Genomic DNA, 13,344 nt, shown 5'->3' with positions numbered 1-13,344 from the left:
GGTGGGCAAAGCCCTATCCCGATGGTGGTTTCCCCCTCTTGGAGTACGTCATGTCGACACCAACAGTGTCCCGCCGAGGGATTTTGACGGCGGTGGTTGCGGCCCCCATTGCTTTGAGTTTCGCGACAGCTGCGCGCGCGCAGGAGCCTGCGTTCTATTCTGATGATGCCGTGGCCATCAGAGGCGCCGATCCGGTGGCCTATTTTATCCAAGGCGCGCCGGTCTACGGGACAGCCGAGCATACGGCGGAGTGGAACGGCACCACGTGGTATTTTGCCAGTGCCGAGAACCGCGCAACATTTTTGGCCGACCCAGAGGCTTACGCGCCGCAATACGGCGGCTATTGTGCCTGGGCCGTGGCGCAGGGCTACACCGCGTCGACCGTGCCAGAGGCGTGGGAGATCGTGGAGGGTAAGCTTTACCTCAATTATTCGCGCCGCATTCAGCGACGTTGGGCGCGGGATATTCCTGGCAATATCTCCAAAGGGGATGCCAACTGGCCGCGGGTCCTGGAGTGATGATCACAGGTGTGCGAGGACGGGTTTTATCCGCGCCTTCGCCTGCCTACATCGGTTTATGTGATGGCGGTTGATTGGAACCTTGACCGCTTTGTTTCATTGTCCCTCGTTCCACACTTGCGCCTGAGGTGTTCCGACATCTCAGGCGCTTTTTTGTGGGCTGATTTTGGGGTAGGAGGGGACATGTATTCTGATCAAGTGCTGAAATCTGTTCTGACCCGTGCGTCCGTTGTGGCGGTTGTGGGGGTGTCGAAGAACCCCGTCCGGCCGAGTTATTTTGTTGCGCGGTATTTGTCGCTGAAGGGGTTCCGGGTGGTGCCTGTGAACCCTGGCCTGGCGGGGCAGACGTTGTTTGGGGAAACGGTTTACGCACGTTTGTCTGACATTCCGTTTGATGTGGATATGGTCGATATTTTCCGCCGGTCCGAGGCTGTGCCTGCGATTGTGGAGGAGGCGTTGGCGCGCTGGCCGCAGCTGCAAACGATCTGGATGCAGATCGGCGTGGAGCACGCGCAGGCCGCCGCACAGGCCGAGGCGCGCGGTGTCACCGTGATCGAGAACCGCTGCCCGAAGATCGAATATCAACGGTTGTTTGGCGAGTTGCGGATGGGTGGGTTCAACACTGGTGTCGTGTCGTCGAAGTTGTGAGCGCGAGGTCGGATGAGGCTGCGCCCCATCCGATCCGCCCTTGGGGTTTTGTACCCCCGGACCCGCTATCCGCCTTCGGGGTTTTGTACCCCCGGACCCCAGATCCGCCTTCGGGGTTTTGCACCCCCAGACCCGCGATCCACCCTGGGGGTTTTGCACCCCCAGACCCGCGATCCACCCTGGGGGTTTTGCACCCCCAGACCCCCGCAGCATATTTCTGAAACAGCGAAACGATGCCGGCGGATGGTGTTGATGGTCGCGCGGTCAGGGGGTTGCATGTTTTTGAAACAGCGAAACCGGCGAGGTGCATTGATCCAGAGCGCGCTGCCCGATTTCGGTGGGACGCGGATTATGTGTCGATCGTGATGTCGGCGGCGACGCGGATGTCGCGCAGGGGGCGGACGCGGCGGATGCTTTCGGCATAAAGCGGATGGGCCTTGTAGGCGGCGAGCGCGTTTTCGTCTTTGATGTCGGCCATGACGATGAAATCGGGGTGGGGGCCTGGGATTTCGTCGAGCTTGAGGTTGCGGTGCACGGCAAAGGACAGGGCGTGGGGGTTGTCTTTGAGAACCCAGAGGCCGGCCTCAATCTCATCCAGATCTGCGGGGTCGATGGCGGAGAAAAAGGCGATGTGGCGGATCATCGGCTGGCTTTCTCTGCAAGGCCGGATTGGGCGGTGCGGCCTTCGAGTTCGGCTTCGATATCGGCCAGTGTGACGTCATGGGCCGCGCACATCACGAGCAGATGGTAGAGCGCGTCGGCGGCCTCAGCCGTGAGTTTGCGGCGGTTGCCTTTGGTGGCCTCGATGATCGCCTCAACCGCTTCTTCGCCGAACTTTTCGGCGGCCTTGTCGGGCTGGGACAGCAGTTTGGCTGTCCAACTGGTGGCGGGATCGGCGTCTTTGCGGGCGGCGATGGTTTGGGCGAGGTTTTGGATGCTCATGTCACAGCCTTACGGGAACGCCGGCGGCGTGCATATGCGCCTTGGCTTGCGGGATGGTGAAGGTGCCGAAGTGAAAGATCGATGCGGCGAGCACGGCCGAGGCGCCGCCTTTGGTCACGCCATCGACGAGATGATCGAGCGTGCCGACGCCGCCTGAGGCAATCACGGGGATGTCCACGGCATCGGTGACTGCGCGGGTGAGCGGCAGGTTGAAGCCCGATTTTGTGCCGTCGTTGTCCATGGCCGTCAGCAGGATTTCCCCAGCGCCCTTGGCCTGAGCTGTCAGCGCAAATTCCACGGCGTCGATGCCGGTGGGGCGGCGGCCCCCGTGGGTGAAGATTTCCCACCGGCCGGGTGCCACTGTCTTGGCGTCGATGGCGCAGACGATGCATTGGGAGCCAAAGCGCAACGCGGCCTCGGTCAGGACATCCGGATTGGCCACGGCGGCCGAATTGAACGACACCTTGTCGGCCCCCGCCAGTAGCAATTTGCGCACGTCTTCGTGGGTGCGCACGCCGCCGCCGATGGTCAGCGGCATAAAACACGCCTCAGCCGTGCGGGTGGCCAGATCGTACATGGTGCCGCGGTTTTCTTCGGTGGCCATGATGTCGAGAAAGCACAGCTCATCCGCGCCCATGTCGTTGTAGCGGATGGCGGATTCCACGGGGTCGCCCGCGTCAACGATGTCGACGAAGTTGACGCCTTTGACGACACGACCGTCGGCGACATCAAGGCACGGGATGATGCGGGTTTTCAACATGAGGCAGGTTTAGGCGTAAAGTCGGGTGAGGGGAAGGGGCGGTGTGGGGTGTGCAAAGCAGGGTGCCTGTGTGCGGGCAGTCGGCGGTTGGCACGGCGTTCGGGCGCGCCTTATATGTCAGTTTGCACGTCGGTTGCACGTTGGTGTGAGGGCGTGAAACAACACTGGGTCGTGATGGGGGGGAACCTTATGTGCTGTGGTACGTTGAACGCAGAACAAAAGGAATATCCACATGCGCCGTCACATCTTCATCGCGTCACTGGCCGCTGCCTTTCTGGGGCTGACACAGGCGCAGGCCGACACTGTCATGCTGACCTCGGTTGAGGATGTGCCGTTCGCGTCAGCGGCAGCGTCCTCCCCCACATCCCGGACCAATAGCCTGGTGACGGTTTTCGACGCGGAGGCGTTGATCGTTTTGGACGCGGAACGCTCCCGTCTTTTTGAATTGGCCGATGCCAACAGGACGGCGCGCAGATCGTTCGGGGTTGATGTATCGTCCCTTGTGGGACTGACCCCGATGACACCCTTCAACTAGCTTTCGGGCGGATCACACGCGATGGATCAGGATTTCAGGGCCGATAGGGCCTGTTCCAAGTCAATCGCGCCATCGTAAAGCGCGCGGCCTGAAATCGCGCCAGAGATCACGCCGGTGGATTTCAACGCCTGCAAATCCCCCAACGACGACACACCGCCCGACGCGATAACAGGAATGTCGACCGCGCGGGCCAGATCGGCGGTTGCATCGATATTGGGGCCTTTCATAGCGCCGTCGCGCAGGATGTCGGTGTAGATGATTGCGGCAATCCCTGCGTCTTCGAACGACTTGGCGAGGTCTGTGACCTGCACATCGGTTTCCTCGGCCCAGCCTTTGGTGGCGACAAAGCCGTTGCGTGCATCAAGGCCCACAGCCACTTGGCCGGGGAAGGCGCGGGCCGCGTCACGCACCAGATCGGGGTTTTCCACAGCGACTGTGCCAAGGATCACACGGGCGAGGCCTTTGTCCAACCAGCGTTCGATGGTCGCCATGTCGCGGATGCCGCCGCCGAGTTGTGCAGGCACGGCGCAGGCCTTGAGGATCGCCTCAACCGGGGCGGCGTTCACAGGTTCACCGGCGAAGGCGCCGTTCAGGTCGACAAGGTGCAGCCATTCGCAGCCCGCCGCGACGAAGTCTTTCGCTTGGGCTGCGGGATCGTCGTTGAAGACGGTCGTTTGATCCATATCCCCGTGCACAAGGCGCACGGCTTGGCCGTCTTTGAGGTCAATCGCGGGATAGAGGATCATGGCATTTCCTTTCGTTTGGCCCCTTATGCACGGGCAGAACGCGGGTGCAACCGGCACCGGTGGACCTAACGTCACTGTTGATTGGAATCGCGGGGCAGGGCCAAGATGGGCGCAATCTCAGGGAGGAGACCAAAATGAAGACATTGACACTGACATTGGCCGCAATCGTGGGCTTGGCTGGGGCTGCTGCGGCGGACCCGCTTGAGGGCATGTGGCGCACGGCCAAAGACGACAACGGCAACAGCGGCCTGATCCAGGTGGCGCCGTGTGGGGCGGCGCTGTGCGGGACATTGGTGCAGGCGTTTGACGCCAACGGCAACCAGATGTCGTCCCCCAATGTGGGCCGACAGATCATTTCCCAGACTGTGGCGCAGGGCGGCGGAGAATACCGCGGCAAGGTCTATTCGCCAGACCGGGACCGCACCTACAATTCCCGTTTGCAGTTGAGCGGCAACACCTTGTCGGTCAATGGCTGTGTGCTGGGCATTTGCCGCGATGGCGGGACGTGGACACGTCAGTAACCGTATCTGACGGACAGGATTGGGGCCAAAGTCGGGATCGGCTTTGGCCCTTTTACTATGCGGTCAGGGTGTCCAGCTTAGGAAATTGGCAATCATGCGCAGGCCAGCATCCTGACTTTTCTCAGGGTGGAATTGCGTGCCGATGATCGTGTCGCGGGCCACAATGGCCGTGACATCGCCCGCATAATCGCAATGGGCCAGCCGTTGGTCTGGCGCGCCCATGCGCATTTGCCACGAATGCACGAAATAGGCATGATCGCCGGTTTTGAGGCCCGCAAGCACGGGGTGATCCTGTTCGATGACCAGATCATTCCATCCCATGTGCGGGACAGGCAGGGCAGGATCGGCTGGCGTTATTTTGTGGATTTCGCCGTCGATCCAGCCAAAGCCCGGAGTTTCTTCGTATTCAAAGCCACGGGTGGCCAGCATTTGCATGCCCACGCAGATGCCCATGAAGGGTTTTGCGTGAACCTCAACCGCCTCGCGCACGGCGTCGGCCATGCCTGAGACACCATGCAGTTGCGCGCGGCAGTGGGGGAAGGCCCCGTCGCCGGGCAGCACGATCCGGTCAGCCGTACGAACAACGTCCGGATCGGACGTCACCCGCACGGCGCCTGCGCCTGTCTCAGCCGCCATGCGTTCAAACGCCTTTTGCGCGGAGTGCAGGTTGCCGCTGTCGTAATCGATCAGAACGGTGCTCACAGCGCGCCCTTTGTTGACGGGATCGCGTCGGCTTTGCGCGGATCGGTTTCAACGGCCACGCGCAGGGCGCGGGCCACGGATTTGAACGCGGCCTCGGCGATGTGGTGGCTGTTGAAGCCGTGTAGTTTGTCGATGTGCAGGGTGATGCCGCCGTGGGTGCTGAGCGCCTGAAAGAATTCGCGCACCAATTCGGTGTCAAACGTGCCGATCTTGGCGGTGGGCAGATCGAGGTTGCAAATCAGATAGGGCCGGCCCGACAGATCAAGGGCCGCACGCACCTGGGCGTCGTCCATCGCCAGATGGCAATCGCCGTAGCGGTTGATTCCACGTTTGTCGCCCAAGGCCTGAACCAGGGCCTGACCCAGCGCAATGCCTGTGTCCTCAACCGTGTGGTGATCGTCGATGTGCAGATCGCCCGTGGCGCGCACGGTCATGTCAATCAGGCTGTGGCGGGCCAGTTGATCCAGCATGTGATCGAAAAAGCCCACGCCGGTTTGATTGTCATAGGCGCCGGTGCCGTCCAGATTGACCGTGACGGAGATGTCGGTTTCGGCGGTTGTGCGGGTGATCGTTGCGCTGCGCATGGGGGTGTCCTGAATGCCTGTCGATTGGGCGCGGTATAGACGGGCAGGCGCGGCGCGCCAAGCGGGGCCGCGCGAAAACTGCGCGACCCATGCGGCAACGCCACACAGCGCGTGCGTCAGATCCTGCGCAGCATCCGTTCTTGACGGCGGGCGGTGCGGCCCTGGACGTCTTTCATGGCGGTCAACTGATAGCGGGCGGCCTCTGTCCGGCCTTGGCTGATCAGGTATTCGGCCAGATCAAGGCGGGCGGCGTTGCTTTGGCCAGAGACGGCGAAGGCCCGTTCGAACCATCGTTCGGCACGGGGATCGCCCATATCGGCCAGGGCGCGTGCCATCACACGGTAGGGTTGGCGGGGGCCTGCGGCATCGCGCGCCCAGATTTGTACAACTTTCACGGCGTCGTGGTAGGTGCCAGCCGCCAGAGAGGCACGCAGCCACACACCCAGATAGCGCGCCCGGTCAAGGCCTGCGTCCGGATCGGGCAGGGGGCCCAGATGATCCAGCGCGCGGGCGGGATTGCCTGCGGCCATTGCGGCCATCGCGGCCAGCAAACCATGTCGGTCATCGGCAAGGGGCAAGGCGATGTCCACGACATCCAGACGGCCCACGGCGATGGCACATTCGACCAAAGCCGCCGCAATTTGGCCGTTGGCGCACAGCTGGGTGTTGTGACGCAGGGCCTCGAACCCACGGTGCGGGCGCATGCGGTACTGGGTGAGGTTGGCAAGGGCTTCGGCCTCGCTCAATCCTTGAACAGATGCGGGGTTTACCTTTGCGCATCCCTCTGGTCGTGTTGCATCAGTCGCGATCATGTCCTGTGCTTTCTGTTTGTTTCTTAATGGGCAACAGACCGTTTTTGCGTGGCAGAATTCAGCGGGGCGCGGGGCAGTGTCGGGGAAAGTTTGAGGCAAAATTGAGAAAGGCCACACCATGAAGTCTGAGTTTTGGGAGGTGCCAGAGGGCCAAATCGCGGCTGTTGTCACCCATTTGCAGATGTTTGAACGGCCCGCACCGCGCCCCATGGGGCGGGTGGACGCGACGCTGGTCCCCCACGCGGCACCCGATCTGGACTGGTACCGCGATCTGTTCATGCGGGTCGGCGGGCAGGACTGGATGTGGTTTTCGCGCCTTGGCATGAATGACGCCGAGCTGGCCGCAATCCTGCACCGCGACGACGTCCATATTTATTCGGTTCAAAAGGATGGCCGCGATGAGGGGATGTTGGAGCTTGATTTCCGCGTCTCTGGCGAATGCGAGCTGGGCTATTTCGGCCTGACATCCGCCATGGTGGGCACCGGCGCGGGGCGATGGTTGATGGAACAGGCCCTTGATCTGGCGTGGGCACAGCCGATTTCGCGGTTTCACGTGCACACCTGCACCTTGGACAGCCCGCAGGCCTTGCCGTTTTATGTGCGGTCGGGGTTTCAGGCCTATGCACGGCAGATTGAGGTTGCGGACGACCCGCGCAAGGCGGGCGTTCTTCCCATGGACAGCGCGCCGCAACTGCCGATCATCTAAGCTGGCCCAACAACGAAAAAACCGCCCGTCGGCCAATGCCGGTGGGCGGTTTTTCTCATCCGGGTGGGTGACCCTTCAATCGAAATGGAGCGGGCGAGGCGATTCGAACGCCCGACCCTAACCTTGGCAAGGTTATGCTCTACCCCTGAGCTACGCCCGCATCATTTCGTGACGCCGATCTATAAAGTCTGGCCGCCCCCCGCAAGAGGAAAAAGCACGGCAGTGGAGATTTTTTTCATGACGTCGGCGGCCCTGAATTGGCCCGTCGTTCCTACAAGATGGACAGCACAAAAATTGCCCCGACGGAGACCAGCAAAGACCCGAACGTCATCAACATGCCATTCACGCGCAAGCGCATGATGGGCGGGGAGGCTGAAAAACCGTAGGCGTGAAAGGCACGGCCCACCAGCAACAGCGCGCCGATGATGGCAAGCAACCAAACCGGGGCACCCATCAATTCGACCATCAGCATCATCACAAGGCCAAGAGGCACATATTCCGCGAAATTGGCATGGGCCCGCATCCGTTTCAAAAGGCTGGCATCGCCATGATCGCCCAGCCCCAGCTGGTTGCCCCGACGGTAGGTGATGACCCGCGCAGACAGCGCAAGATAGATAAGGGTGAGGAGGGCGGCAAAGACAGGTGTGATCATGCCCAAACCGTGACGGGGGCGGCTGCAAAACGCAAGCCGCCCCCGCATGTTTTATCCGTCCAAGCGCGACCGCTTAGTTGAAGTTGTAGACCAAGGAGACGCCCAGCGCGTTGTCTGTATCCTCGACACCTGGTGCGGGATCGGTGTCAAATTCCGTGATCAGCGATGTGCGCAGCGCCAGGGTTTCCGTCATGGAGACGTTCACGCCAAGGTCGTTGAAAATACGTGTCCCGCTTTCGGAGCCGATGACGTCGGTGTCCATGGTCAGGGCCAGCGATTCATTGATCTGGTTGTAATAGCTTGACGACAGAGCCAGTGCGCCTTCGTCGAGATCGTCCACGCCGTTCAGATCCGCCACACGGTAGCCAACACCGGCCTGCACGTCCCACTGAATGTCGCGGGTGTTGTAGATGCGGTAGCCGATACCTGCGCCCAGAAAGTTGTCAGAGGTGTCACTTGGGAAGCTGTCCACGGTGCCCTGCAATTTGGCAAAGCCGTAGTAGGCGCTGCTGAAATCGCGGGTGTATTCGAGCTCATACAGCAGGCTGTCTTCGGACACGTCGCCTTCGTCTTCGCTGAACTGATAAGACAGCTGCAGCTCATAACCGTTGGTGCCGTCGTAATAGCCGAAGTTGGCCCCGATGCCCAAGTTGCGTGTTTCGGTGTTGCCGGAGGTGGCATTGGCCTGCAGGGCCATGGACCCCGTGAAGCCCAAAGCGCGGCCCTCGTTGCCGAAGGGTTCGAAATCACGTTCAAAATCGTCTGTGATGCTTTCGTTCAATGTGTCGATGCGGTCTTCTGCACCTGACGCGGTCAGGGCCGTTTGGGCGACGGCGGAGGTGGCCAAAAGGGCGGTTGCGGTGCCTGTAAGCAGGAAGGTTTTCAGTGTCATGGGTTATCCTTATTGTTGGTGTTTGGTCTGCGTGTGCAGCCCTTGCGCACAGCAATTAGGGATAATCCTTGGGTCTATAAGGGGGAAAACGGGTGTCCTTTCACCCCCGCGGTTTATCGCCGATCGCGGGGCTGTGTTTGGGCGCATTCCAGCCGGATTTCAAAGTGTCACAGGACGTGATGGAACGAATAGAAGTCAGGCAAATTCGATTAGGTCCCAGCGGTTGCCGAATGGATCGCGGAATACGGCGACTGTGCCGTAGGGTTCATGGCGCGGGGCCTCTTCGAAGATGACGCCATTGGCTGTGTAGCGTGCATGATCGCGCGCGAAATCGTCGGTCTCCAGGATCAGCCAGACGCGCCCGCCGCCTTGATTGCCGATTGCTGCCACTTGATCCGGGGTGTCCGCGCGGGCCAAAAGGAACGCCGTTTCCGCCCCCTTTGGCGCGACCTTGATCCACCGTTTGTGGCCCTGGTCCGTGTCTTCGATCAGATCAAACCCCAAAGTGTCTACGAAAAACGCAAGGCCGTCTTCGTAGGAGGGGACCAGAATCGAGAGCGTGGACAGACGTTGCATCGGCGGACCTGATTGGGTGTGAAAAGGGCCCGCAGTGACACCTGCAGGCCCTCAAGAGGGGACGGCCGCGACGATCTAAATTTCTAGAAATTTAGAGGGCGCGACCAAAATTCCGGAATTTTGGTTAGTCCAGTTCGATCAGCAGATCCTTTGCGTCGATTTGGCCACCGGCCGTGACATGCACAGCCTTGACGGTCGCGTCGCGTTCGGCGTGGATGCCCGTTTCCATTTTCATGGCTTCGATGGTCAGCAACAAATCGCCTTCCTTGACCTTTGCTCCCACGGTGGCCGCCACAGAGGCCACGACCCCCGGCATCGGCGCGCCGATGTGGTTGTCGTTGCCCGCTTCGGCCTTGGGGCGCTGGACCGTGTTGGCTGTGACCATGCGGTTGGGCACGCGGATTGTGCGGGGTTGGCCGTTGAGTTCAAAGAAGACTTTGACTTCGCCTTCTTCGTTGGTTTCGGCCACGGCCTGCATCCGGATTTCGAGGGTCTTGCCGGGATCAATTTCGGCGGTGATCTCTTCGCCCGGTTCCATGCCGTAAAAGAATGTCCGTGTGGGCAGGGTGCGCACGGGGCCGTAGGTGTCGTGGCGCTGGGCGTAATCCAGATACACCTTGGGGTACATCAGGTAGCCGTTCAGATCTTCATCGTCGAAGTCCACGCCGTCCAGCTTTGCGGTGAGGTCTGCGCGGACCTCATCCAGATCAACCGGCGGCAGGGACGCGCCGGGGCGGTCGGTGTTGGGCTTTTCGCCTTTCAGCACCTTCTTGACGATGCCTTTGGGGAAGCCACCGGGAGGCTGGCCCAGATTGCCGCGCATCATGTCGACCACTGAATCAGGGAAGCTGACGTCGGTCTTGGGGTCTTCCACGTCCGCCCGTGTCAGGTTCTGGCTGACCATCATCAGCGCCATGTCACCCACCACCTTGGAGGACGGCGTGACCTTTACGATATCGCCAAACATCTGGTTCACGTCGGCATAGGTCTGGGCGACCTCGTGCCAGCGTTCTTCCAGACCCAGGGACCGCGCTTGCGCCTTGAGGTTGGTGAACTGGCCGCCTGGCATCTCGTGCAAATACACCTCGGACGCAGGCGCCTGCAGGCCGCTTTCAAACGCTGCGTAGTGCGCCCGTACCGTTTCCCAGTAGTTGGAGATTTCGCGGATCGCGCCCACATCAAGGCCCGTATCGCGGTCGGTGTGTTTGAGGGCCTCAACAATTGACCCCAACGTCGGCTGGGAGGTGTTGCCGCTGAGCGCATCCATGGCCGCATCGACTACATCGACACCGGCGTTGGACGCCGCCAGCACAGTGGCGATTGCAGCCCCTGAGGTGTCGTGGGTGTGGAAGTGGATGGGCAGGCCGACTTCTTCTTTCAACGCTTTGACCAATTGCGTGGCCGCGGCGGGTTTTAGCAGGCCGGCCATGTCTTTGAGGCCCAGAACGTGGGCGCCTGCGGCCTCAAGCTCTTTTGCCATGCCGACGTAGTATTTGACGTTGTACTTGGATCGGTCCGGGTCGTTGATGTCGCCCGTGTAACAGATCGTACCTTCGCAGACCTTTTCGGCCTTGATCACGGCATCCATGGCGACGCGCATGTTTTCCACCCAGTTGAGGCTGTCAAACACGCGGAAGACGTCAACGCCGGACACAGCGGCCTGACGGACAAATTCCTGCACCACATTGTCGGGATAGTTTGTATAGCCCACGCCGTTGGACGCGCGCAGCAGCATTTGCGTCATGATGTTCGGCATCTTCGCGCGGATATCGCGCAGGCGCTGCCAGGGGCATTCCTGCAAGAACCGGTAGGCCACATCGAACGTCGCACCGCCCCAACATTCCACGGAGAACAGTTTGTCCATATTGGCCGCATAGGTCGGCGCCACGCGGATCATATCGATGGAGCGCATGCGGGTGGCCAACAAGGATTGGTGCCCATCGCGCATGGTCGTGTCAGTGATCAGAAGTTGTGTCTGGTCGCGCATCCAGTCTGCCACGGCCTCCGGCCCGAATTGATCGAGGATCTGACGGGTGCCGGGTTTTGGGTCTTCCACGCGCGGGGCGGGGGCACGCGGGGCGATGGCCTCGGCCCCCGGTTTTGCGCGGCCTTGGGTTTCGGGGTGCCCGTTGACGGTGATGTCCGCAATATAGGTCAGGATTTTCGTGGCACGGTCGCGGCGCTTTTTGAAATCAAACAGCTCCGGCGTCTCATCGATGAACTTGGTGTGGTATTCATAGTTCAGAAACGTCGGGTGTTTCAGCAGGTTTTCCACAAAGGCGATGTTGGTGCTGACACCGCGAATACGGAATTCGCGCAAGGCGCGGTCCATTCGCGCAATCGCGGCTTCAGGCGTGGGGGCCCAAGCGGTCACCTTGCTGAGAAGGCTGTCGTAATAGCGGGTGATGACAGCACCCGAATAGGCGGTGCCGCCGTCCAGACGGATGCCCATGCCGGTGGCGCTGCGGTAGGTCTGGATGCGGCCGTAGTCAGGGATGAAGTTGTTGGAGGGGTCTTCGGTGGTCACGCGGGTTTGCAAGGCGTGGCCGTCGAGTTTGACGTCATATTGTGATGCGCAGCCCGTGGCCTCCATCAGGGATTTGCCCTCAGCAATCTTGATCTGGGCCTGCACGATGTCAATGCCGGTGACTTCTTCCGTCACAGTGTGTTCGACCTGCACGCGCGGGTTCACTTCGATGAAGTAGAATTCGCCGCTGTCCATATCCATCAGGAATTCGACGGTGCCTGCGCATTCGTAATTCACGTGTTCGCAGATCTTTTTGCCCAAGTTGCAAAGCTGTTCGCGCTGGGTGCCGCTGAGGTAGGGCGCAGGGGCGCGTTCGATGACCTTTTGGTTGCGGCGCTGGACTGAGCAATCGCGTTCCCACAGATGATAGATGCGGCCGTCGCTGTCGCCCAAGATCTGCACCTCAACGTGGCGGGCGCGCATGATCATCTTTTCCAGATAGCCTTCGCCGTTGCCAAAGGCGGCCTCGGCCTCACGGCGGCCTTCGAGGACTTTTTCCTCAAGCTCGTCCTCGGACATGATGGGGCGCATGCCGCGACCACCACCGCCCCACGACGCCTTGAGCATCAGGGGATAGCCGATCTCTGCGGCCTCTTTCTTGATGGCGGCCATGTCATCGCCCAGCACTTCGGTGGCGGGAATGACGGGCACGCCGGCTGCGATGGCGACCTTGCGCGCGCTGGCCTTGTCGCCCAAGGCGCGCATGGTTTCGGCCTTGGGCCCAATGAATTTGATGCCGTTTGCCGCGCAGGCGTCGACGAAATCCGGGTTTTCAGACAGCAGCCCGTACCCTGGGTGAATGGCGTCAGCGCCGCAGTCCTTGGCGACGCGGATCATTTCATCAATGCTGAGGTAGGCGGCGACGGGGCCGAGGCCTTCGCCGATGCGGTAGGCCTCATCCGCTTTGAAACGGTGCAGGCCGAGTTTGTCTTCCTCTGCGAACACGGCGACTGTCTTTTTCCCCATCTCGTTGGCGGCCCGCATGATGCGGATGGCGATTTCGCCACGATTTGCGATGAGGATTTTGGTGAAGTCAGCCATGATGCGGCCCCCCTGATTGTGCAGTTGCGGCATTTATGTCGAAAATGTCGCAACTGTAAACTGCTAGTACTGGGTAGGCCTGTTGTCCCCATGTGCGGGGGCGGGCCAAAATTCCGGAATTTTGGCGGGCGCGGACGGAACGGGAGGGGCTTTGGTGGTGTTGGTCCGGCAACGCAACACAC

General features: G+C 60.9%; 16 protein-coding genes and 1 tRNA gene. 5 read left to right on the top strand and 12 right to left on the bottom strand.

All coding sequences use genetic code 11. The annotated features are described in order from the left end of the window. Positions 1-50 precede the first annotated feature (50 nt). Positions 51-518 (top strand): YHS domain-containing (seleno)protein, encoded by a 468-nt coding sequence (locus PSJ8397_RS03700; protein ID WP_085863185.1) that lies wholly within the window; start codon positions 51-53, stop codon positions 516-518. Positions 519-701: 183 nt separating this feature from the next. Then, on the top strand, positions 702-1,166 hold the full coding sequence (locus PSJ8397_RS03695; protein WP_085863184.1) for a CoA-binding protein: 465 nt from the start codon (positions 702-704) through the stop codon (positions 1,164-1,166). Positions 1,167-1,515: 349 nt separating this feature from the next. Here the strand turns inward: PSJ8397_RS03695 and PSJ8397_RS03690 are convergent, their stop codons facing one another. Genes PSJ8397_RS03690 through hisF form a run of 3 tightly spaced genes read right to left on the bottom strand, consistent with a single transcriptional unit; the run spans position 1,516 to position 2,868 of the window. Next, on the bottom strand, positions 1,516-1,809 hold the full coding sequence (locus PSJ8397_RS03690; protein ID WP_085863183.1) for a Dabb family protein: 294 nt from the start codon (positions 1,807-1,809) through the stop codon (positions 1,516-1,518). Continuing rightward, entirely contained in the window at positions 1,806-2,108 is a 303-nt protein-coding gene (locus tag PSJ8397_RS03685) for a phosphoribosyl-ATP diphosphatase (RefSeq protein WP_085863182.1), read from the bottom strand. Before PSJ8397_RS03685 ends, PSJ8397_RS03690 begins: the two co-directional genes overlap by 4 nt. Position 2,109: 1 nt before the next feature. After that, on the bottom strand, positions 2,110-2,868 hold the full coding sequence (gene hisF, locus PSJ8397_RS03680) for an imidazole glycerol phosphate synthase subunit HisF (RefSeq protein WP_085863181.1): 759 nt from the start codon (positions 2,866-2,868) through the stop codon (positions 2,110-2,112). 232 nt (positions 2,869-3,100) lie between these two features. On the opposite strand from hisF, the gene PSJ8397_RS03675 reads away from it, so the two are divergent. Beyond that, positions 3,101-3,403: a hypothetical protein gene (locus PSJ8397_RS03675; protein ID WP_085863180.1), complete on the top strand. Its 303-nt coding sequence runs from the start codon at positions 3,101-3,103 to the stop codon at positions 3,401-3,403. Between the two features lie 26 nt (positions 3,404-3,429). Here the strand turns inward: PSJ8397_RS03675 and hisA are convergent, their stop codons facing one another. Then, positions 3,430-4,149, bottom strand: coding sequence for a 1-(5-phosphoribosyl)-5-[(5-phosphoribosylamino)methylideneamino]imidazole-4-carboxamide isomerase (hisA, locus tag PSJ8397_RS03670; protein WP_085863179.1), 720 nt, complete (start codon positions 4,147-4,149; stop codon positions 3,430-3,432). 134 nt (positions 4,150-4,283) lie between these two features. Here hisA and PSJ8397_RS03665 point away from each other — a divergent pair, with 134 nt between their 5' ends. After that, positions 4,284-4,670, top strand: a complete 387-nt coding sequence (locus PSJ8397_RS03665) for a DUF2147 domain-containing protein (RefSeq protein WP_085863178.1) — start codon at positions 4,284-4,286, stop codon at positions 4,668-4,670. A 63-nt stretch (positions 4,671-4,733) separates the two neighbouring features. On the opposite strand, the gene hisH is transcribed toward PSJ8397_RS03665, so the two are convergent. The 3 genes from hisH to PSJ8397_RS03650 form a co-directional block, all read right to left on the bottom strand. Further along, positions 4,734-5,372 (bottom strand): imidazole glycerol phosphate synthase subunit HisH, encoded by a 639-nt coding sequence (gene hisH, locus PSJ8397_RS03660; protein ID WP_085863177.1) that lies wholly within the window; start codon positions 5,370-5,372, stop codon positions 4,734-4,736. After that, a complete protein-coding gene (gene hisB, locus PSJ8397_RS03655) occupies positions 5,369-5,956 on the bottom strand; it encodes an imidazoleglycerol-phosphate dehydratase HisB (protein WP_085863176.1) in 588 nt (195 codons plus the stop codon). The genes hisH and hisB overlap by 4 nt, the downstream gene beginning before the upstream one ends. A 116-nt stretch (positions 5,957-6,072) precedes the next feature. Next, the gene (locus tag PSJ8397_RS03650) at positions 6,073-6,768 is read right to left on the bottom strand and encodes a hypothetical protein (RefSeq protein WP_085863175.1); all 696 of its coding nucleotides are present in this window, start codon (positions 6,766-6,768) and stop codon (positions 6,073-6,075) included. A gap of 118 nt (positions 6,769-6,886) precedes the next feature. Between PSJ8397_RS03650 and PSJ8397_RS03645 the strand changes: the two genes are divergently transcribed. After that, entirely contained in the window at positions 6,887-7,474 is a 588-nt protein-coding gene (locus PSJ8397_RS03645; RefSeq protein ID WP_085863174.1) for a GNAT family N-acetyltransferase, read from the top strand. 85 nt (positions 7,475-7,559) lie between these two features. Here the strand turns inward: PSJ8397_RS03645 and PSJ8397_RS03640 are convergent. The 5 genes from PSJ8397_RS03640 to PSJ8397_RS03620 all read right to left on the bottom strand — a co-directional run bounded on the left by PSJ8397_RS03640 (position 7,560) and on the right by PSJ8397_RS03620 (position 13,162). Continuing rightward, a tRNA-Gly gene (locus PSJ8397_RS03640) sits at positions 7,560-7,634 on the bottom strand. A gap of 111 nt (positions 7,635-7,745) precedes the next feature. Further along, entirely contained in the window at positions 7,746-8,126 is a 381-nt protein-coding gene (locus tag PSJ8397_RS03635) for an MAPEG family protein (RefSeq protein WP_085863482.1), read from the bottom strand. A 73-nt stretch (positions 8,127-8,199) separates the two neighbouring features. Beyond that, complete coding sequence (locus PSJ8397_RS03630; protein WP_085863173.1) at positions 8,200-9,018, bottom strand: DUF481 domain-containing protein; 819 nt, start codon at positions 9,016-9,018, stop codon at positions 8,200-8,202. Positions 9,019-9,213: 195 nt separating this feature from the next. Beyond that, the gene (locus tag PSJ8397_RS03625; protein WP_085863172.1) at positions 9,214-9,594 is read right to left on the bottom strand and encodes a VOC family protein; all 381 of its coding nucleotides are present in this window, start codon (positions 9,592-9,594) and stop codon (positions 9,214-9,216) included. A gap of 124 nt (positions 9,595-9,718) precedes the next feature. Then, a complete protein-coding gene (locus tag PSJ8397_RS03620; protein ID WP_085863171.1) occupies positions 9,719-13,162 on the bottom strand; it encodes a pyruvate carboxylase in 3,444 nt (1,147 codons plus the stop codon). Positions 13,163-13,344: the final 182 nt, after the last annotated feature.

This window comes from Pseudooctadecabacter jejudonensis (genome assembly GCF_900172275.1).
Classification (GTDB): Bacteria; Pseudomonadota; Alphaproteobacteria; order Rhodobacterales; family Rhodobacteraceae; genus Octadecabacter; species Octadecabacter jejudonensis.
The sequence above is the reverse complement of the archived record's forward strand: the minus strand, read 5'-3'. Positions and strand labels throughout refer to the sequence as shown.